Origin of the sequence: Nocardia gamkensis NBRC 108242 (assembly GCF_001612985.1) — a bacterium.
Classification (GTDB): Bacteria; Actinomycetota; Actinomycetes; order Mycobacteriales; family Mycobacteriaceae; genus Nocardia; species Nocardia gamkensis.
Genome location: NZ_BDBM01000024.1, coordinates 32,551 through 53,586, shown reverse-complemented (window position 1 = coordinate 53,586; position 21,036 = coordinate 32,551). Strand labels below are relative to the sequence as shown.

At 68.3% G+C, this 21,036-nt stretch carries 13 protein-coding genes; 8 read left to right on the top strand and 5 right to left on the bottom strand.

Annotated elements, in window-relative coordinates; translation table 11 throughout:
• Nucleotides 1-89 precede the first annotated feature (89 nt).
• Together NG1_RS20615 and NG1_RS20610 are read right to left on the bottom strand one after the other, a co-directional pair.
• Nucleotides 90-1,739, bottom strand: coding sequence for a hypothetical protein (locus tag NG1_RS20615; RefSeq protein WP_373686126.1), 1,650 nt, complete (start codon nt 1,737-1,739; stop codon nt 90-92).
• Nucleotides 1,740-1,845: 106 nt separating this feature from the next.
• Entirely contained in the window at nt 1,846-4,338 is a 2,493-nt protein-coding gene (locus tag NG1_RS20610) for an FHA domain-containing protein (RefSeq protein ID WP_062973188.1), read from the bottom strand.
• Nucleotides 4,339-4,444: 106 nt separating this feature from the next.
• On the opposite strand from NG1_RS20610, the gene NG1_RS20605 reads away from it, so the two are divergent.
• Nucleotides 4,445-5,890 carry a neutral zinc metallopeptidase gene (locus NG1_RS20605; RefSeq protein WP_062973186.1) on the top strand — a complete coding sequence of 482 codons (1,446 nt, stop codon included), beginning with the start codon at nt 4,445-4,447 and terminating at the stop codon, nt 5,888-5,890.
• 6 nt (nt 5,891-5,896) lie between these two features.
• Here NG1_RS20605 and NG1_RS20600 read toward each other — a convergent pair whose 3' ends face one another.
• Nucleotides 5,897-7,246, bottom strand: coding sequence for an FHA domain-containing protein (locus NG1_RS20600; RefSeq protein WP_062973184.1), 1,350 nt, complete (start codon nt 7,244-7,246; stop codon nt 5,897-5,899).
• Nucleotides 7,247-7,401: 155 nt separating this feature from the next.
• Between NG1_RS20600 and NG1_RS20595 the strand changes: the two genes are divergently transcribed.
• The 6 genes from NG1_RS20595 (at nt 7,402) to NG1_RS20570 (ending at nt 13,823) form a co-directional block, all read left to right on the top strand.
• The gene (locus tag NG1_RS20595; RefSeq protein ID WP_062973182.1) at nt 7,402-8,607 is read left to right on the top strand and encodes a DUF7373 family lipoprotein; all 1,206 of its coding nucleotides are present in this window, start codon (nt 7,402-7,404) and stop codon (nt 8,605-8,607) included.
• Nucleotides 8,608-8,719: 112 nt separating this feature from the next.
• Complete coding sequence (locus NG1_RS20590) at nt 8,720-9,919, top strand: DUF7373 family lipoprotein (RefSeq protein ID WP_157114142.1); 1,200 nt, start codon at nt 8,720-8,722, stop codon at nt 9,917-9,919.
• Nucleotides 9,916-11,145, top strand: a complete 1,230-nt coding sequence (locus NG1_RS20585; RefSeq protein ID WP_062973178.1) for a DUF7373 family lipoprotein — start codon at nt 9,916-9,918, stop codon at nt 11,143-11,145. Before NG1_RS20590 ends, NG1_RS20585 begins: the two co-directional genes overlap by 4 nt.
• Before the next feature lie 82 nt (nt 11,146-11,227).
• Nucleotides 11,228-12,757, top strand: coding sequence for a serine/threonine-protein kinase (locus NG1_RS20580; RefSeq protein WP_062973232.1), 1,530 nt, complete (start codon nt 11,228-11,230; stop codon nt 12,755-12,757).
• Between the two features lie 409 nt (nt 12,758-13,166).
• Nucleotides 13,167-13,484, top strand: a complete 318-nt coding sequence (locus NG1_RS20575) for a WXG100 family type VII secretion target (protein ID WP_039795679.1) — start codon at nt 13,167-13,169, stop codon at nt 13,482-13,484.
• 36 nt (nt 13,485-13,520) lie between these two features.
• On the top strand, nt 13,521-13,823 hold the full coding sequence (locus NG1_RS20570; RefSeq protein WP_062973176.1) for a WXG100 family type VII secretion target: 303 nt from the start codon (nt 13,521-13,523) through the stop codon (nt 13,821-13,823).
• A 102-nt stretch (nt 13,824-13,925) separates the two neighbouring features.
• Here NG1_RS20570 and NG1_RS20565 read toward each other — a convergent pair whose 3' ends face one another.
• Nucleotides 13,926-15,362, bottom strand: a complete 1,437-nt coding sequence (locus tag NG1_RS20565) for a type VII secretion-associated protein (RefSeq protein WP_157114141.1) — start codon at nt 15,360-15,362, stop codon at nt 13,926-13,928.
• Nucleotides 15,362-19,393 (bottom strand): type VII secretion protein EccCa, encoded by a 4,032-nt coding sequence (gene eccCa, locus NG1_RS20560; protein WP_062973173.1) that lies wholly within the window; start codon nt 19,391-19,393, stop codon nt 15,362-15,364. Before eccCa ends, NG1_RS20565 begins: the two co-directional genes overlap by 1 nt.
• 170 nt (nt 19,394-19,563) lie before the next feature.
• On the opposite strand from eccCa, the gene eccD reads away from it, so the two are divergent.
• Entirely contained in the window at nt 19,564-21,030 is a 1,467-nt protein-coding gene (eccD, locus tag NG1_RS20555; protein ID WP_040864923.1) for a type VII secretion integral membrane protein EccD, read from the top strand.
• Nucleotides 21,031-21,036: the final 6 nt, after the last annotated feature.

Sequence of the window (21,036 nt, the reverse complement as noted above, 5' to 3'; positions counted from 1 at the left end):
GACGTTCGGGCGATTCATCAGGAGTCGACCGGACGTTCCACACGCCGACGAGCCACGATACCAGTGGGGTATCGCGGGAGGAAATCGCCTCAGGTCTCGATCGGCGGGCCGAAGTCCATGGCGCCGGGCGGTCCGGGGATCAGGTAGCGCAGGGTGTCGACGTCGGGTCGTCCGCACTCGGCCGCGCTTTCCCGCACTTCCCGCTGGTCCCCGCGAGCGTTGGTGACTCCCGGTCGCGGCTTGGTGATCGCGTAGGGGGCGGTCGCACAGGCGACCGGATCGGCCGCGGCCATCTTCTCCGACACGACCGAACCCGTGTCCAGGACGACCGACTGCGCGGTCAGCTCCACCCGATGATTCCCGGACGGAAGCGCGACCACGGCCAGCGCCACCGCACCGACCACGGTATTGGCCCCGAACAGGTTGCCTTTCATCTTGTTCCACAGCTTGCCCTTGCGGTGCCGGTCCTCATCGTCGGACTCGGCGCCCTGGTCCTGCCATGGTCCCTGGCCGCCGGGGTACTGCGACTGCTCCGGTGCCCCCGGATAGGGCGGCCGTGGGCCGAGGGGCGCCACCGGCCCCCCGGGCGGCGGCCCCGCGAGCCCGCCGCCTGCCTGCTGATCCTCGGACGCGCTCGGCGGCCGGGTGAAACGGCTGCCCAGCTCGGCGAGGTTCGGCGGGAGGCCGCGCGGCGCTTCGTCGGGTCCGATCCTGGTCGTCGCCTCGTCGGGCTGGGTCGGATATCCGGGCCCGTACTGGACGCCGGGCACCGGCCTGCTCGACCGCTGTCCCGCGTCCGCCGGTTGCGGCGGGGCCGTGGCCTGCGACGGGTACTCGATGGGGCGCTGCGGAGCGGGCGCGGGTTCGGCGTGGCCGCTCGCCGGTTCCGGCTCACCCGCCTCCGTATCGCTCACCAGCAGGTGCGCCGCGCCGAGGACGAGCGCGTGCATCGGATGGTCGGCCACCTGCAGGCGGTGCCCGAGATGGTTCTGGAAGGCCAGCCGCAGCGCATCGTTGAAGCGCACATTGCCCGACAGCAGCACCGTGGAGGTGTCCGCGCCGATCGAACGTGCCGCCGCCATCACCTCGATCACGACGTCGTCCGCCGATCGGGCGTCGCGCATGGCCTCCGCGTCCACCGGAACGTCGACCGATTCGGTGGGCTGCTCGTCGTCGCCGTGCACCGCCACCACCAGCATGCTGCGGCCGTCGGAGTACACGCCCGTCGCGCCGATGCCGTTCGGCCTGGACCGGTCGGGCGGGTGCACCAGTCCGAGCGCGCGGACGTAGCCGGACAGCGCGACGCTCTCCGGCAACGGCTCGACGACGACGTCGAGCTGTTCCACCATCGAGGCGTAGACCTCGACCTTCTCGTCCGGCCAGCTGTCCGGGAAAGGCAACGCCACCAGGTCCGGCTTACCGCGCAAGTGCTTGCCGATCTCCGCGAGCGGGTTGTACATGCGCGCGCGGAAGACCAACTCGGCGGGCCAGGTGGCGCCCGCGACCACGATCTGCGGATGTCCGAGGATGTCGCGCACGTCGGCGATCGCCATCCCGAGATCGGGCCTGTTGCGTTCCACGCCCGCCGTGTGCAACCGGCCCGACGAATCCGCCAGCAGATATGCCGGCGGCGTCCACATACCTTCCACTTGCACCGGGCGGATGGGAACGCCACCACCACCCGCGGCCACGGACACCACATCCCAGCCGAGATGCACTGCCCCTACTCGCACCGTCACAGGCATAAGTGTGCCCGGTTCCCGGCCGAGATGCTCGTCGGTGCCTTCCGTTGCCGTCCGGCGCCGCTTTCGCGCACCGGGGCGCTCGCGTCGCGTTCGAACCGCGTCACGCCGACGACTTCTTCAGTCGCAACCGTCGCCACGTCATGACCGCCAGCACCAGGGTGATCAGCAGCAGCACGCCGACGTCCAGCGCCCAGATCTCCGGCTTGTGCTGCCAGAGCGTGTCGGGTTGCGCGTTCAGGAACAGTTCGCGGATGTTCACCGTCGACGCACCGCTGGCGTATCCCCACCGAGCCGGGAACAGCCAGGACACCTGCTCGAGCACGACCCGCCCGGTGACCGGGATCAGCCCGCCCGCCATCACCAGCTGGCACATGATGGCGACCACCAGCAGCGGCATCACCTGCTCGTTCGACTTCGCCAGCGACGAGAGCAGCAGGCCGACGACCACGCAGCAGATCGCGGTCAGCGCGATATCTATGTAGAGCTCCGCGCTGCCGGACGCCAGCACCGCCCCTTCGCCCGGCCGCTTCTTACCCGCCAGCACGATGCCGACCAGCACCGCCGACTGCAGCAGCGCGGTCAGGCTGAACACGGCGATCTTCGCCATCAGGTACGCCGAGGGCAGCAGCCCGACCGCGCGTTCGCGGTGGAAGATCGTCCGCTCGCCGACCAGGTCGCGCACGGTGAGCGTGGAACCCATGAAGCAGGCGCCCAGGATCAGAACCACCAGCAGCTGCTGCGTCTCACTGCCGCCTTCTGGCACGAATGTGCCATCGGGTAGCGCTTTCAGCGCGCCGCGCTGAAAACCGTTCTTACCCGGCACCACCAGCGAGAGCCCGCCGAGGATGAACGGCAGGATCACCAGGAACGTCAGATAACCGCGGTCGGCCAGGATCAACCGGACCTGACGACGCGCCAGCGTCGAGAACTGCTTGCCGCGGCTGGACTGCGGCGGACTGCCCGCGGGCCCGTACGGCTGCGCGGGCGGCGGCGGTGGCGGCGCGAACGCCTGGCGAGAGCGATAGGCCGCGAACGCCTGATCCGGATTGGCCGCGACGTTGGCGAAGATCTCCGCCCAGTCGCTGGTACCGAGCGCGGCGCCGACGCCTGCGGGGTTGCCGCAGTAGGCGGTCTTGCCGCCGGGGGCGAGCAGCAGCACCTGGTCGCACATGTCCAGGTGCGCCACCGAGTGGGTGACCACGATCACCACGCGGCCCGCGTCGGCCAGTTCGCGCAGCATCACCATGACCTGCCGGTCCAACGCCGGGTCCAGGCCCGAGGTCGGTTCGTCCAGGATGAGCAGCGACGGACCGGTCAGCAGTTCCAGCGCCACCGAGGCGCGCTTGCGCTGGCCGCCGGACAGGCGGTCGACCCTGGTGTCGGCGTGCTCGGTGAGCGAAAGCTCTTGCAGTACACCGTCGATGACCTTCTGCCGGTCCTGCTTGCTGTTGTCCCTCGGCAACCGCAGCTCGGCCGCGAACCCGAGCGCTTGGCGCACCGTGAGCTGGCGGTGCAGCACGTCGTCCTGCGGCACCATCCCGATGCGGGAACGCAGCGCCTCGTACTCGGCGTGCAGATTGCGCCCCTCGAACGTGACCACGCCGCCCGACGGCTGGGTAGTGCCCGCGATCAGGCGCGACAGCGTCGACTTACCCGCGCCGGACGGGCCGATCAGCGCGGTGAGCGTCCCGCGGCTGGCCGACATGTTCACATCGACGAGCAGTTGCTTGTTGCCCTCGACGGTGAAACCGACCCCGTGCACCGCGAGGCCTTGCTCGGCGACCGGCTTCTGCCGATGCACCAGCGTGCCCTGCTGGACGACGAAGTCGATGTTGCCGATGGTGATGATGTCCCGCTCGCGCAGCACCGCGCGCTGCTGGCGGTGCCCGTTGACGAACGTGCCGTTCGCCGAGCCGAGGTCCTCGATGGTCAGGCCCTCCGCGGAGGCGACCAGGCGGGCGTGCTTGCGGGAGGCCAGCGGATCGTTGACGACGATCTGGTTGTCGGTGGTGCGTCCGATTCCGAGACCGCTCGGGGGAATGCGGTCGGGGCGGGCGATGGGCGCCGTGCTCGCCCTCGCCCGGACCGGCGGCATGTTCGAGGTGTCCGCCCTGGTCGTCATGTTGACGTTCAGCGCGGGCGACGGCGCGTCCTGCGGTGGCGGATAGCTCGGCCGCTGGAATTGCTGCGCGGGCCGCCGGACCGCGTGCGGCGGCGGTCCCGGCTGCGGCGCCTGCGCCGGTTGCGGCGGGCGCGCCGAGGGCCGTTGCGGTGGTTGCGGGTTCGCCGGCAGCAGGTGCAACAGCGGGCCGCTGATCGCGTCCCCCAGCCGGACCTGCGTGGGGCGGTCGATCGACACGGGCTGGGTCAGCCTGCGCGCGTCCACGAACACCCCGTTGGTGCTCTTGTTATCGGTCAACACCCAGGCGCTGCCCTGCCAGGCCAGCGTCGCGTGCACACGCGAAACGAGCGGGCTGTCGACGAACAGCGTCACCTCCGGCGCACGGCCCATCGTGACCTGCTGGCTCGAATCGAATACTCGTTCGTTTCCATCATGGCGCACGGTGATGGTCTGCGCCCCCGGTGAAGACATGCAGCGGATACTATTCCATCACCCGGACATCGGCGGTGCCCCCGATGCGCCAATTGCCCCGATCCGGCGACCGATGTGAACGTATAGCGGCCGACGAGGGGGAGCCTTGCCGAGAGTCCGTGCGACCGTGCTTGTCGCGGCGCTGCTCAGTATTCTGGCGCTGGTCGGGGGCTGTGTCCGAGTGGTCGACGGCCGGGCCGTCTCCATCTACGACGACCCGTTCAAGGTCGCCGGACTGCCCACCACGAGCGGCCCGAGCGGCCCGCGCACCGGCGTTCCGGACAGCACACTCACCGCGACGAACGGCGACGGCGGGTCCATGGATACGTTGGCGCTCAACGCCATCGATGACATCCAGACCTTCTGGCGCGGCGAGTTCGGCAAGGAGTTCCAGGGCGAGTTCAAGCCGGTGGACAAGCTGCTGTCCTGGAGCGCGAAGTCCGGGCGCAGCGAGGCGGTCGAGTTCTGCAAGGAGACCACCTACCGCTTGGTGAACGCCGCCTACTGCCGCCTGGACAATTCCATCGGCTGGGATCGGTCGGTGCTGCTTCCCACCATGGAGGAGGCCTTCGGGAAGATGTCCGTGGTGATGGTGCTCGCGCACGAGTACGGGCACGCGGTGCAGACCATGGCCAAGATCGTCGGCCCGAAGGATCCGGTGATCGTGAAGGAGCAGCAGGCGGACTGCTTCGCGGGCGCGTTCATGCGGCACGTCGCCGAAGGCAAGTCCAGGCATTTCACGATCAACACCTCCGACGGCCTCAACTCGGTGCTCGCGGCCACCGTCGCCATCCGCGACTCCGACCCCGACGATCCGGAGAGCGTGCACGGCTCGGCCTTCGAACGCGTCACCGCGGTGCAGATCGGTTTCACCGACGGCCCCAAGGGATGCAAGGGCATCGATCAGGACGAGATCGACCAGCGCCGCGCGAATCTGCCGCAGAGTTTCAGCGACGACCAAGGGCACGGTGAGTTCCCGATCACGAAGGAGACGCTGATCGAACTCACCAAGGCGCTCGAAGCCATCCTGCCGATCGACGAGGAGCCGACCTACGACTACTCCCGGGCCGAGATCGACTGCCGCGACGGGGCGGTCACCGAACCGGTGTCGTATTGCCCGGCGAAGAATACGATCGCCACGGACATTCCCGGCCTCGCCGAACGGGGAACGTCGAATTCCGGTGAAGACGACGCTCTGCCGCTCAAGGTGAGCGGTGACTACAACGGCTACGTCGTATTCATCTCCCGCTACACCCTGGCCGTCCAGCAGAGCCGTGGCGAGAGCCTGGTCGGCGCCAAGACCGGACTGCGCGCGGCCTGCCTGTCGGGAGTGGTCACCGGCAAGCTCGCCGAATCCGGGCGCCCGATCAGTCAGGGTGACATCAAGCTCGCCACCGGCGATCTGGACGAGGCGGTCTCGGGTCTGCTCACCGACGGCTTGGCCGCGAGTGACGCCCAAGGCAGGACCGTGCCCAGTGGATTCTCGCGCGTCGAGGCCTTCCGCGCCGGAGTCCTGAGCGGCGAGAGCGTCTGCGCAGCGCGCTATTCGTAGCGGGGCTCAGCGGCCGAACGGCGGCGGCGCGGCCAGTTCGAAGCGCAGCACGCGGTTGCCGAGCATGATCTCGGTGCCCGGTACGAGCACCATCGACTGGTGCGGCGCCAAGCGCACCCAGTCTCGGTAGCCCGGCAGGCGGGTGCGGGTGCCGTTGGTCGAACCACAGTCCACCACCGTGACATCCCAGTTCACCAGGCGGATTTCGGCGTGGGCCCTGGACATGCCACCGGAGGCGTCGTCGACGCGTAGCGGCACGAGTCCGCTCTCCGCGGCGGGGGAACGCTCCGGATCGCGACCGACTACCGCGTCGGCGGCGAGCATGTAGGTCATGCCGTCGTCGAGGATCAGCATGCCCAGCGGCGGGCGGACCACTTCGATCAGTGCCTGGGTCTGGTCGACCGGCATCCCGCAGACGGTGCAGAACGCCGACCGCGGATCGCTGGGATGCGCACGCGCGCACTTGAACCCCATCACCTTGACGGTCAGCGCGGTGGCCTTCGCGGTCGCCTCCAGCCTGCGCTGAAGTTCCGGGTCGGGCCGCGGCGCGGGATTGGTGCCGCCCACCTGGGTGGGCGCGTGGTGCGGGTCGATCGGCGTCTGCTCGGTCTCCGCGTCGAGCATCGCGGTCGACGGCGCGGTCGGATACCGCGGGCGCGCGGCCACCGGCTGCGGTTGCGGCTCGGGCCGCTCCCGCCGTCCGGTCTCGGCGGACGGCTCGTGTTCGACGCGCGCCGTGGGCAGCGACGATGTCTCCGGGCGGCGACGGGTGCCCGCGGAACGGGACTCGCTGCCGTTACCGGAAATCCCCGCGCGGGGACCGTCCGACCAGACGATCGCGCCACCCGCCTGGGCGATGCCCTCGACCAACCTGCCGATGCCCGGCTCGGGCGGCAGGTCCGGGATGCGGCCCTTCCCGTCGTCGACGAACAAGGCGGCGGCCCGCGCCGGGACCGCCGCGACCCGATCCACCGTGAAGGCCGCGTCGCTGCCGCGATATCGCTCGAGCACGCCGTCGCCGGCCAGCACGGCGGTGATCGCGCCGTGCAGGAAGATCGCCACGCCCCCGTTCTCGGCGGCGGAGAGGATGCCGAAGTCGATCGGCTCACCCGGGCTGATCTGCTCGGCGTGCTTCATCAGCCAGCGCGTCGCCTGCCGTGCCACCAGAGCGCCGGGGCCGCCCGGCTCCCGATCGGTCGCGTCGCGCACCAGTTCGGCCAGTGACTCGAGGGCGACGACGGCGGGCGAGTCCTGGGTCGGCCTGCCCGGCTTGCGGTGCGCGACCACGACCACCGCGCCCGCGACCCGCGCCACGGCGTGGCTGCCTACGACGACCTCGACCTGCCGATCCTTCACCGGTATCGGCCTCCGCCGGAGGTGTGGTTCGGGGTCGTGGTCACACCGACAAGGGTACCGACAAAGGGTATTGCGATACGAAGGCCATCGGTCCCCCTCCCCGGCGTCCGTCGGGTAACTTCAGTGTCAGCAACGGGAGGAACGAGGGGCCTGAGATGGTTCGGACGCAACGCATCGCGCTCACCGCGTCATGTCTGGCACTGGCAGGGATGCTGGCCGGTTGCTCTGGCGTGCAGGGGACGCCGACCGCGGGCGAGATCGACGTACGCACGCTGGAAGTCGGCACCTATCCCGTCGACAAGCACGAGTACAGCCAGGATTCGGGCGGCAAAGGCGCACTGCTGGAGGGCATGCGGATGTCGGACGCCGTGGTCCCCACCGTGCGCATCGACCCCGTGCTGAAGTTCGGTCGGGGCAGCACCGTCGTCGCGGATGCCGAGCAGGCATTGGGCTTCGTGGCCAAGGTGTCCAGGCCGGTCTTCGACAACCGCAAACTGGTCGTCGGATACGCGGCCAGCGGCGCCGATCGCCCCGACCCGGCAGGCCAGACCAATCCGGCGCCGGATGCCACCGCGGTCACCGACGCCCTGTTCCGTTTTCCCGACGAGGCCGCCGCCAAGCTCGCCGCCCGCGAACTCGAGGACGTCGACATCGCCGTCTCGCCGGACAACCGCAAACTGACGTCGTCGAAGTATGCCGACGCCTACATCCACTGGCGGCCGGGCGTCCCGAACGTCGGTGCCTTCATGGCGCACAAGGAATTCGTCATCTCCTTGTTCATCCAGCGTCCCGTTGCGGATGGCGACGACCTGGTGAAGTGGGTCGACAAAACGCTGGCCGCCCAGGTCGCGCAGCTGGACCGGTTCACCGCGACGCCGGTGAGCAAACTCGACACCCTGAAGGCCGACCCGGACGACCTGCTCGCCCGCGTCACGGTAGCCGACCGCAAGAACCGCGCGCCCGACCCGGCGACCTTCGCCGTCTACGGCGGATACCACACGGTGCACCGCGCCGACGACGAGTCGGTACACCTGCGCCTGATCGAGGACGCGGGCGTGGACCACATCGGCCTCGTCGACGACAGCTACGTCGCACGCACCCGCGACGCGGCCGCGGCCCAGAAGCTGGTCACCGGCCTGCTGGAAAGCGAAGGCGCGCACTACGACACCCTCGGCGCTCCCAAGGACGTCCCCGGCGCCAAGTGCCTACAGCTCAACAGCAAGGGCGACCCGGACCGGGAGTACAAGTACCGCTGCTACGTCGCGTACAAGCGGTACGTCGGAGTCGTCACCAGTGATAAGGAACCGGACGTACGACAGAAGGTCGCCGCGGAGTACGCGCTGTTGGCGAACAGTTTCTGAGATGAGCAGCGGTAGGCGCCCGGCGCCTCCGCGATCCCGGGCCATGGGTCGGCCCACGTAGGATCCGGCGCAACTACCGCAGTCAGGGGAGGGAAGAGTGCAGCACGGCGCTATGTCCAGACCGATTCGAACCGCCTGTGCCCTGGTGCTGGCCGGTGCCGTCGCCTTGAGCGGTGGCGCGTGCGACGGCTCCGAGGCCGCGACGGAGCGGCCCGCGCAGCCCGTCGATCTGGCTCAGCTCGACGTGGGCAATTACCCGACGAAGCCACGTGCGCTCGCTACGGCGAAGAATCCCGAGCAGGCGCGCATGATCGAGGCGGAGCGGCTGGCGAACTTCGTCCCGCTGTCGTCGGATATCGACCCGGCGTTCGTTTCCGCGAATCCGTCCATCGCCAAGGTATTCATCGATCCGAAGGGTTCGCTCGGCCGCATCATGCAAGTCTCCCGCTTCGCGGAGGCCGCACCGGATTTCGTCGCTGGGTTCCTCAGCAGCGCGGGCAGCGCGCCGGACAACCGCGGCACCGACCTGGTCAACGCCGTGCTGATCTTCCCCGACGAGCAGAAGGCGGCCGCCGCGGCAGCGGCTCTGGAACGCGTCGACTTCGAGGCGAACAACCGGAACACGCCGGTGCAGATCCCGAAGTACCCCGCCGCGCACGCCCACTGGCAGCCGCAGGAACAGTCGATCGGGTCGTGGTTCGCCACCGGCAAATTCGTCGTCTACACCTGGGTCTTCGACTACGTGAAGATCTTCCTGGAGAAGGTGGACCTCCCGCCGCTGCTCAGCCTGGTCGAGAAGAGCCTCGACACCGTCGTCCCGGCGATCGGCCGGTTCACTCCGACCCCCGTCGATCAGCTGATGACAGCGCCGATCGATATGGACGGCATGCTCAACCGGGCTCTGCCGCGACCCCGGGAAGACTCCTGGATCGACCCACCGGGCGCGTACACCGGCGCGGGCGCCCTGCACTTCACCACCGATTCGGCCGAGGACCGCAGGATCATCGAAGCCGCGGGGGTCGATCGGTACGCCACCGACGGGACCGATCTGTTCCGCACGCGCGACGCCGACGCCGCCGTGCAGTTGCGCGAGCAGCGCGGCGGGCTGTCGAAGAAATTCCGCGCCGCCGAGTCGCCGAAAGGCCTGCCCGCCGCGCATTGCAAGGAATACATCGGCAACAAGACGGTGGTCGTCCGGTTCTACTGCTCGGTGGCCTACGACCGCTACACGGCGTTCGCGTGGTCGCATCAGCTGCTCGACGCGCAACAGCGCATCTCCGCCCAGTACGCATTGTTGGTGAATGCCGCATGACGAAATTCCGCACCGCCGTCGCCGTGCTCGCGTGCGCGGTGACCGCCGCGATCCTCACCGGCTGTGGTTCGACGATGACGGGGGCCGCGCAGCCGGGTGAGATCGACATTCGCGATCTCGACACCGGCAACTACCCCACCGAGCCGCCGAACGCGCACGACGACGACTACCAGCCGCTGTTCATCGACATGAACAAGGTTGCCGCGATGCGGCTGGCCGACCACGTCGCGTCGGCCTACGACATCGACCCCAGGATGAAGTACAGCTGGACGCCCTCCAGCATCAGCAAAGGGACGCTGCCCGGCGAACTCGGCAACCCGGCAGACCTGCGGCCGATCGCGGAACGCAACCGGATGATGTTCGGGTTCCACACCAACGGCTCGGATCAGGACATCAGCCTGATCGCGTCGGGATGGCCGACCAAGCCCCGGCCCAATTCCACGACGGTCGGCACGATCGTCATGCAGTTCCCCGACCCGGAGCGCGCCCGGCAGGCCGCGACCGAGTTCTACGACGCCGATTTCGGCTCCTACCGCGAGCAGAACGAGCCGGTCACACTGCCGCGGCAGCCACAGGCGCGAGCGCACTGGCGTCCCGGCTCGCCTTTCCTGCGCACGATCCTCGCGCACGGCTCCTACGTAGTGGCGTTCCTCCTTTCGGCGAACGCTCCCGACCGCGCCGCCCTCGTCGCGCTGGCGGAGAAGGCGTACGACGTTCAGCTGCCCCTGCTCGACCAGCTCCCTCCGCTGACCGAAGAAGAGATGCTGCGGTTGCCCTGGGACCCCGACCATCTGCTGAGCCGCACCCTGAATCCGTCCAAGGTCCAGTCTCCGAGCTACGACGATTCGAACGCGCTGTTCGGTCTGCGCGGAATCATGCAATACACCGGAGACCTCGATTACGCGAAACAACGTTTCACAGCGATGGGCGCCGAGAAATTCGCGGCCAACGGCGACACATTGGTGATCCGCACCGCCGATGCGGAGACGGCGCGGCGGGTTGTCATGGAACGTATCACGCCCACGGTGGTTGCCCGTCCGGTCGATCCGCCACCGCATCTGCCCGATTCGGCATGTGTGGAGAACCGGTCCGGACTATTCGACGACCGGCGATTCACCTGCGTCGTCGCGTACAAAGAATACGTCGGATTCGTCGCGGCGAATCAGCTGCTGGACGCTCAGCAGCGCGCTGCCGCACAATATTCCGTTTTTGCGAACAGCCGATAATGCCGCATTTTGGTCGTACATCGGGTCGAGTATGCTGCGGGGCGAACGCCAGCGGCCCGCGTGGAGTCAGGAGATCGTGAAGATGCCGATGAGCCCCGGGACCATCGTCGGCGGGTACCGCATCCTGCGGGTTCTCGGCGCGGGCGGCATGGGCACGGTGTATCTGGCCAAACATCCCAGCCTGCCCAGAACCGACGCACTGAAGGTGCTCGGTGGCGAACTCAGCCGCGACTACGAGTTCCGCACCCGTTTCGAACGCGAAGCCAATCTCGCCGCCGGGCTCGACCATCCGAACATCGTCTCGGTCTACAACCGCGGTGAGGAACACGGCCAGTTGTGGATCGCCATGCAATACGTCGACGGCACGGATGCCGCCGCCGAACTGGCCCGTGATCCGCACGCGATGAATCCGCTGCGCGCCCTGCGTATTACGACCGAGGTCGGTAGAGGGCTCGATTACGCCCACCGCAAAGGCCTGCTGCACCGTGATGTCAAACCGGCGAATTTCCTGCTTTCCTCCCCCGCCGACGGTGAAGAAGAACGCGTCCTGCTCACGGATTTCGGCGTCGCCAAATCCAATGACGACACCACCGAACTCACCCAGACCGGCAGTTTCGTCGCCACCATCGCCTACGCCCCGCCCGAGCAGCTCACCGGCAGCCCGCTCGACCACCGCGCCGATGTCTACAGCCTCGCGTGCTCGTTCTTCAAACTGCTCACCGGACGTAACCCCTACCCGGGCACACAACCCGCACTGGTGATGATGGGCCATCTCCACGAGCCCCCGCCGCTGGCCACCGCGGTCAATCCCGGCCTTCCGCAGGCCATCGACCACGTCTTCGCCCGAGCCTTGGCGAAGAACCCTGCCGAACGATTCCACAGCTGCCGCGAATTCACCGACGCCGCCGCGAGCGCTCTCACTCCCGGCTACAACCCCGTCGCCACCAACACTTCCCCCACTTATCCGGTCCAGGTCTTCGATCCACGGCCGGGGACCGATCCCCGAGTCGCCGTCTCCGGTCGGGTGACCGCCGCGCCCCCGCGCAAGAACTGGCGGCTCGCCGCGGCCGCCGGCATCGTGACCGTCGCCCTCGCCGCGGGAATCGGCATCTGGGCGCTGAACCGGGACGAGTCCGGCCCCGCGTCCGCGTCCGCCACGCCGAGCAGCACGGCCGCCCTGGCGCCGCTGGACCGGGCGCGGGCGGACAATCCGGTGTTCCGGGGCAAGACGATCACGATGGTGGACGTGCCACGTGGCTCGCAGGTCTCGATCTTCCTGGGTGGCACCCCGCAGACGAAATTCCTGGAGGATCTCGGATTCGTCTACAACCTCGACTACGCACGTCAGGGCGACGAGGCATCGCCTCGGGAACTGACCGGCTCCACCAGGCTGGAGGCCGCGGCGGACGGCTACGTGCTGGCCGTGCGCAGCGACGAAAAGGCCGGTGGCGGTGGACTACTCGGTCTGCCCTACCAAGTGGCGGGCACGCGCGCCACGGTGATTCCGCTGGACGATCCCGCGGCCGTCGCCGCGGTCCGCAATTGGAGCGAATCGTCCGAACAGACCCTGCTCGACCGTCTGGTACCGGTGCTGCGCAATCGCGTGAAGTGATTCGGCCACCTTCGCTGAAGCGAAGGCTTGGTTGGCTTTTCGAATTCCGGGACCACTGGTTTTCGCCATTCTGCTGGTAGCGGCGAACTTAGGCGTTCGGTAAGGTGTACCGCAGCCAGCCCACTCGCCGATCATTACAGCAGCGAGCAGGGGGAAGGAGGGGAGCCGAGCGCTGGCGTTACAAGTCATGCGGACCCGGATTGCGTCGTGGTCTTCCGAGCAGGCCCGTACGCGGCCGCCGAAATCACGGAAGATCCGGGCCGACGGGCGCAGGGCCCTGATCCCGTGGGGCGATGCCGAACTATTTCAAGTCGGATGGAACCGATCAGAGCCACACCGCGTCCAACCAGATGTACAGGCCAACTGAGGCTTCCGCCGTTGGCCGAGACGGGAACCGAAAGGAGCCGAAATGGCAGGACAGCTCGAAGCGAGTGAAGAGGCGATCTCGAAGTTTGTGGACAACTGCCGGCAGCGGCACCAGGATCTGCAGACCGCGATCACCGCACTGAACAGCAAGTCGGATCAGACCACCGCCACCTGGAGCGGTGCGGCGCGTCAGGCGTTCGACACCTTCATGGACAGCTACTTCGCCCAGGCGCGGAAGCTGAACGACCAGCTGGATCAGACGTCGGACAAGCTCGCCCACGCTGGACGGAAGTTCGCCGATCAGGACCAGCAGTTCGCCCAGCAGGTGGCCGCGCAGGCCTCCAGCCTGGACCTTCCCTGATCCGATAGCCGTACCACAGACAACAAGGAGCTCCACATGGTAGCGAACGATCCCGGTCGGATTGCCTCCAACTTCGGCGAGGTCGAGGCGGGCGCCCAGGCCATCGTGGCCGAGGCGCGCAGCGTCATGACCATGCTCGAGGATTTCCACAAGCAGGTCACCGACTTCGTGACGAACTACTGGAAGGGTGACGCGAACGACGCGTTCGCCTCGCTGCAGGCCCAGTGGAACACACAGGTCACGCAGCTCAACACCACGCTGGAAAGCGCGGGCAAGATGGTCAGCAGCGGAAACTCCGACCTGCAGGGCACCGACACCGCGCTGGCGGGCCTCTTCTGAGATCCCGTCTCGGCTGATTCGAGCCCCCGGTACTTCGGTACCGGGGGCTCGAATCGTTCTGACAGCGCAACGTTCGATCAAGCACGGCACGGCCGCGCAGGGTCACGGGACGACGCGGACGGTGTCTCCGAAATGCGAGCACGGGGCCTCCAATTGCCCCCACTCGTCTCCCGCGTACTGGCAGCCGATGCTGATCTGAATCCCGAACTCCAGCAGAACATGCCAGTGAACGGTTGATCCGTCCCCCGGATGTTCCAGGTAGGCCAAGCCGGAACGGCCACCGAACATGACGTCCCGCTGCAAGTCGGTCAGTACCCCCGGCGGCCGCTGCGCCATCTGTGTCTCCAGCTTCGCCGCGACCTGCGCATAACTGGACGACGCCGTCAGCGGTGCCTGCATCACCGTGATTCGCTGCCGAGCACCGGCTTCGGGCACCAAATCGAGACGAGCACGTCCGGTATCGGGCGATTGGGTGACGCGCCAGCCGGGCGGAACTCGGAATCGCAGGCGGCCGAATGCTTCCGGTGGCGCCTCATCAGGCGGGCCGATCGGCGGCGGCGCGGCGATCGGCGATGCCGCTCCCGTGCCCGGCGCCGCTGCCGTCTCTTCACCTCGGCGACCGGACAAGATGACCGCACCGGCGACGATCAGAGCGACGACCGCCAAGGCCGCGACGGCGACGACCGCCGAACGCGCTGTGTCGCGTCGGGGCTGCTGGGCAGCGGCGCGTTCCCGGAGCGATTGCATCCACTCGGTCGGGGCGGTCGACGCTTCGCGCCGGTCGTTCGGCTCGGCCCGGCGGCCCTGGACGAGATCGGCACCGGCGACGGTACGCAGCTCGACGTCGGCGCCCGCGGTCTGATCGATCGCGGCACGGAGCAGGTCGAGTTTCGAGGGATCCGCGATAGCGACCACCTGCACGAGATCGATCGGACCGCTGTCCAGCAACCGAGCGATCAGGCTGCACAAACCGGCGTACCCCGCTGACTCCGCCGTGATTTCGGCCAACGCGAGGGTCGGCTCGTATTCACAGGATTCGAGATGCACGCCGCGATGGCTGCGGATGACCGCTGAGGCCGTGGTGGCCAGCATTCCGAACTCCAGTACCAGGGTTCGCCTGCTATGGCTGGTGCCCTCGTCGGAGGCGACCGAACGCACCGCGATGTCCTCGAATACGACGTCCGTGGCGTAGCGGCGCGCCGCCTGGTCGAGCACGCCGCGACGGCCGGCGCCCCAATCGGTGGGGCAGATCAATGTCATCCGGGCACACGGGGCCGCGACACGCAGATTCTCGAGCAGACCCGCGAAGACAGCGCCCATCGCGTCCACCACCGAAGGCGTGCGTGGCGGCAGGGCGATGGCGTCGGCGGGCACGAACTGGATCACCGAACCGACCTGGGTGGGCGGCGTAAGTGGCTGCCCCACCACGAGGTCGAAATCGTTGCTGCCCAGAACAACCGAGGGCGGCATGTCCCAGTGCGTGTCGGCGCCGCGCGCCCAGATACGCGCTTCCGTGACGACGAGCTCGACCTCGGACATCAGGGCGACGGCATCCACGCCGTCTGCACCAGGCCCTCCATATTCCGGGTGACATAGGTGCCTCGGCCCGGCGGCATCGGGCTCGGCCGCTTGGTGCCCATCAGGACGCCTTCGTCCTTGCTGCAGCTGAGGATCAGGCCCGCCGAGCCCAGGTCTCGCATCCTGGCCAGCGTCGCCTCGAACATCGCCCTGCTCGCTCCACCCGAACGCCGGGCGATGATCACGTGGAAGCCGAGGTCCCTGGCGTGGGGCAAGTGCTCGAGCAGCGCCTGGACCGGATTGCCCGCGGAGGTGGCGACCAAGTCGTAATCGTCGATGATGACGTACAGTTCCGGCCCGCTCCACCACGAGCGATCCCGCAACTGCTGCGGAGTGACATCCGAGCCGGGAGTGCGCTTGCTGACGTAGGCGGCCAGGTCGTTCATGTTCTGGGTGAACTGCGGCGCCGTGGAACCATAGCCCGCGAGGTACCCCTCCGGGACGAGCCCGAGCATGCTGCGCCGGTAGTCGCCGAGAATGAAGCGGGCCTTGTCGGGGGTGTTGGACGCGGCGATGCCCTCGATCAGCGAGCGCAACAGCGTCGTCTTCCCCGATTCGGTGTCACCGATGATGATGAAGTGCGGGCTCTCCGCGAAGTCGATGTACACCGGTGCAAGCTCGGATTCGTTGATACCGAACGGGATCCGCAGGCACTTCGTGTTCGGGTCGACCTGCGAGGGCCAATCGCCGGCCAGGTACAGCAGTTGTTCGCGCGGAAGCTGTTCGGGCAGCATGCGCACCTGCGGGGCATGACGGCCCGGTGTCAGCCTGGCGATGGTGGCGACCGCGTCCGCGACGGCCTGGGTGAGGTTGGTCGGATCTGGGGTGCCGTCGATGCGGGGCAGGCCGGTCAGCATGTGCAGGCACTCGGGGGTCATACCGCGGCCCGGCCGCCCTTGCGGGACCAGCGAGGCGAACTTGCGACCCAGATCGGAGTCCATCGGATCACCGAGGCGCAGCTCGATCCTGGTGCCGATCTGGTCCTTCAGCGCGGGCCGCGCCTCCGCCCAGCGGTTCAGCGCGATGACCACGTGCACGCCGTAGGACAGACCCTGCACGGCGAGGTTCATGATGGTCTGCTCGAGCATCTCGAAGTCCTGGCGGATCGAGCTGAAGCCGTCGATCACCAGGAACACGTCGCCGAACGGATCCTCGTGCGCGCCTGCGGCGCCCGGACTGCTGGCCGGGTCCATCGCGCGCAGTCTGCGGAAGTCCGTCATCGATTCGATGCCGAGTTGCCGGAAGCGCGCCTCGCGCTGCCGGACGATGGTGGTCATCTCCGCGATGGTGCGCCGGACCTGGTCCTCGTCCAATCGGCTGGCGACCGAGCCGACGTGCGGCAACCCTTGCAGGCTCGACATGGTGCCGCCACCGAAGTCGAGGCAGTAGAACTGCACCTGCTCGGCGGTGTGCGTCAACGACATCGCCATGATGAGGGTGCGCAGCGCCGTCGATTTACCGGACTGCGGACCGCCGACGATGGCGACATTGCCGCGGGCGCCGGACAGGTCGATGACCATCGGGTCGCGGCGCTGGTCGTAGGGCCGGTCGACGATGCCGATCGGGGCACGCAGCGTGGACACCGCGGAGTACTCTCCGGTGAGGAGAGAGCGCGGGAGGAGCTGGTCGAGCGTCGGCGCCTCGTCCAGCGGCGGCAACCAGATCTCGTGCGCCGGGCGGCCGTGGCCGCGGATCCGGGAGACCAGCATGTTCAGGTTGGACAGCTGCTCGCCGTCCTCGTCCTGCTCCTGCTCGAGGCTCGGTTCGGGCGGCAGCGGCACGCGGTCCGCCGCGCGGAAGTCGACATGCATCGCGGTGAACTGTCTTGCCTTGACGTCGATCTCGCCGGACTGCGTGGCCACGATCATGTCGCGCTGCGAGCCACCGCCGACGTACTGGCCGGAGACATAGGAGGCCTGGAAGCGCTGGATCTCGCCGGAGTCCGCCTTCAGGTAGCCGCCGCCGGGGTTGTTCGGCAGGTTGTAGGCATCCGGCACACCGAGCACCTGACGGGACTCGTTGGCGGAGAACGTCTTCAGGCCGATGCGGTAGGACAGGTGGGCCTCGAGACCCTTGAGCTTGCCTTCTTCCAGGCGCTGCGAGGCGAGCAGCAGATGTACGTGCAGCGAGCGGCCGAGGCGGCCGATCATGACGAACAGCTCCGCGAAATCCGGGTGCTGGGTGAGCAGTTCGGAGAACTCGTCGAGCACCACGAACAGCGCGGGCAGCGGATCCAGGTCGGCGCCGGCGGCCCTGGCCTTCTCGTACTCGGAGACGTTGGCGAAGTTGCCCGCGGCCCGCAGCACTTCCTGGCGGCGGTTCATCTCACCGGCCAGGGCGTCCTTCATGCGGTCGACGAGGTCGGCCTCTTCCTCCAGGTTGGTGATGACGGCGGCGACGTGCGGAACACCCTCCAAGCCGAGGAACGTCGCGCCGCCCTTGAAGTCGACCAGCACCAGGTTCAACTGGTCGGGTGAGTGCGTGGCCAGCAGGCTGAGCACGAGGGTGCGCAGGAATTCCGACTTACCGGAACCGGTGGCGCCGATGCACAGACCGTGCGGGCCCATGCCGTTCTCGGCGGCCTCCTTGATGTCCAGCTCCACCGGAAGGCCGTCGGCGCCCACCCCGAACGGCACGCGCAGGCGTTCCCGTCCGTAGCGCGGCCGCCAAGCGTGTTCCGGGTTGAACGCGCCGATGTCGCCGAGACCCATCAGCTGGCTCCAGGTCGAGATCACCTCGGAGTCGTCGGTTTCGACGTCGCTGCTGCGCTGCGTGGCCGCCCGGTAGGGCGCGAGCCTGCGCGCCACCTGCTGCGCCTGCTCGGGGCTGATCCGGTCGATCAGTGCGAAGCGCTCCTGATTGCCGGTGGCGCCACGGCCGACGCACTCGCCGTTCTCGACGATCATCTTGATGCCGCGCGACACCGCCAAGCGCGGCGCGTAACCGCACAGGTCGATGATGGTGACGCCCTCGTAGCCGGACTCGCGCAACTGATCGTCCTCGGCCTCGAGCAGACCGCCGTCCACCACGAAGACGATGTGCACCATGTTCGCGTTGGCCGGCTGGTTGCGCGAGTACCTGACCCGATTGCCGAGCAACGGATGCAACCCGGCCATGGCCTCCCGGATCGAACCGTAGAACATGCGCTGGGTGCCGATGCCGTCCTGCGCGTCGGGATGCTGGGTGTGCGGGAGCCACTTGGTCCACTCCCACTCCGGCGCGGTGTCCGGTCCGCAGACGACCGCGACGAGCACCTGGTCCGGCGCCTGGAACATGCACAGCTGCACCAGCATCGCGCGGGTCATATCGCGCGCCTGCGCTCGGTCGCCGTCCAGCGCGATGGTGGCGAAGCCCTTGACCGCGATGGCGGTCGGCAGATCGGGCACGGTCGAATGGGCGCGCACGAAGCGGCGCAGCGAGACGGCGGCGATCGGCTCGAGTTCCTCGACCGGGCCGGTCTCGGGGGCGACCAGCCTGGTGGCAAGGCGCTGCCCGCCGAGACCGATGCGGGCGTGGCAGAAGTCCTTGTCCCCCGCCCGTCGTTCCCACATGCGGCTGGTGCCTGCGAGCATCCAGACCAGTCCCGGCTCCGGGTGGCTCCATTCGACGGAAGCCCGCTGCTGCGCGGCGGTCTCGTCGACGTCCTTACGAACCTGATCGAGGTAACGCAGGTAATCCTTGCGATCCTCGTTCGCCTCGGCGGCCTTCTGCCCCTTGCCTCCGCCCTGACCGGCGAACATGCCGACCATCGAGAACATCATCATGAGCGGGAACATCATGCTCATCGGGTTGGAGGCGATACCGCCGCCCTGGGTGAACAGCAACGCCATCATGCCGACCATGCCGATCACCATCACGACGGGCATGAGCTTCATGACGAGGTTTCCCGGTGTGACCCGGGGGATTTCGGGCGGGGGCTGCAGCGTGACCTCGCCACCGGGTGTTCGAGGCATCTCGCGGCGCGCACGGCGCTGGAAGCGGACAGTGCTCATCGACGAGAATCCCCCTTCGGCCAGCTGTGATCCGGCCTCAGTGTAGAGGTCACAGCCGACATGTCGTACAGTTCGACCAGCATTCTGCTGCCCGGACCGTGGGTTCGCAAGCTCTCCCCCGGCCTGCGGGGCCGCGGAATCACGAGGTAGAAGACCGAGTTGGGGGAAGCTTGACGCACGCGCGACTTGACCACATCGACGAAGAATCCTCGCGCGGGATCGTCCGCGCTCCCGATCTCGCCCGGGTGACGATTCTGGCCAAGCACACTCAGGTCGACATGGCCATACCGGTCGACGTGCCGGTCGCGCTGGTGATTCCGAGTGTGGTCGACATGGTCGCCCAGCACAGCCGCAGCAACGATTTCGACAACGAGGGCGAGCGTTACGAGCCCGCGGAATGGGTGCTCGCCCGGATCGGCCATCCACCGTTCTCGAACTCGCTCAGCCTCGGCGAGCACGGTGTCCGCGACGGCGAACTGCTCATGCTGGAAAGCGCCTCGCACACCGCGCCGACACCGCTGTTCGACGACATCATGTACAACGTCGCGATCGCCGACACCGACCACTACCGCAGCTGGACTCCGCGGATCGCGCGGATCACCGGCTCGGTGCTCGCGGCGATCACCATGATGGTCGGCTGCCTGGGTCTGCTGCTGTCCCCCGGCTCGCTGCCGATCGGGGTGGGCGGCTCGATCGCGCTGATTGTCGCGATTCTGCTCGTCGTGAGCGCGATGGTGCTGAGCAGGATGTACGGCGACACCGGCACCGCACTGGTGCTCGGCGGGTGCGCACTGCCCCCCGCGTTCAGCGCGGGCATGCTCTTCGTGCCGGACGATTACGGCTGGGCGCACATCCTGCTCGGATCGGTTCTCGCGGGGGCGACGGCGATCCTGGCCTGGCGGGTCATCGGCGTCGGTCTCGCGTTGTTCATCGGCGTGGCCACGCTCGCGACATACGCGGTGCCCGCGGCGCTGGTCGGCCTGCTCACCGACCATCCGGAGCGCGCGATCGGCGCGGGCGCGGCGGCGCTCGGTCTCGGCGGGCTCTCCCTGGCGCCCCGGGTGTCCATGCTGCTGGCGAAACTGCCGCTGCCGCCGGTCCCTTCGCCGGGCACCCCCATCGATCCCACCGAGGACGACCCGGACGATCACCGCGCGCTGCCGACCATGGAGGCGCTGCGGGTGAAGTCGGACCACGCCCGCAAGTACCTCGCGGGCCTGGTCGCGGCGACCACGCTGGTCACCGCCGCCGGCGCGATCGCCGCCACCGACCCGGCCTCCGACGACCCGTACTGGCAGGGCATCGCGCTCGCACTGGTCTGCGCGGCGGTGCTGATGTTCCGCAGCCGCACCTACGCGGGCGCGGAGCAGGCCGTCGTGCTCATCGCCGGTGGCGCGGGCATCGTGCTGATCATGCTGGTGGGCGCCGGTTTCGCGATGCACCAGCCGCTGGCCGTCTTCGGCGCGGCGATGGTGGTCCTGGTCGCGGCGCTGATCCTCGGCATCATCATCCCGAACCAGTCGGCCACCCCGCCGATGCGCCGCGGCGTCGAACTGCTCGAGTACACGTTCGTCGCCGCAGTGCTGCCGCTGGTCTTCTGGGTGACGGATCTCTACGCCCTCGTCCGCGGGCTGTGAGCTCGG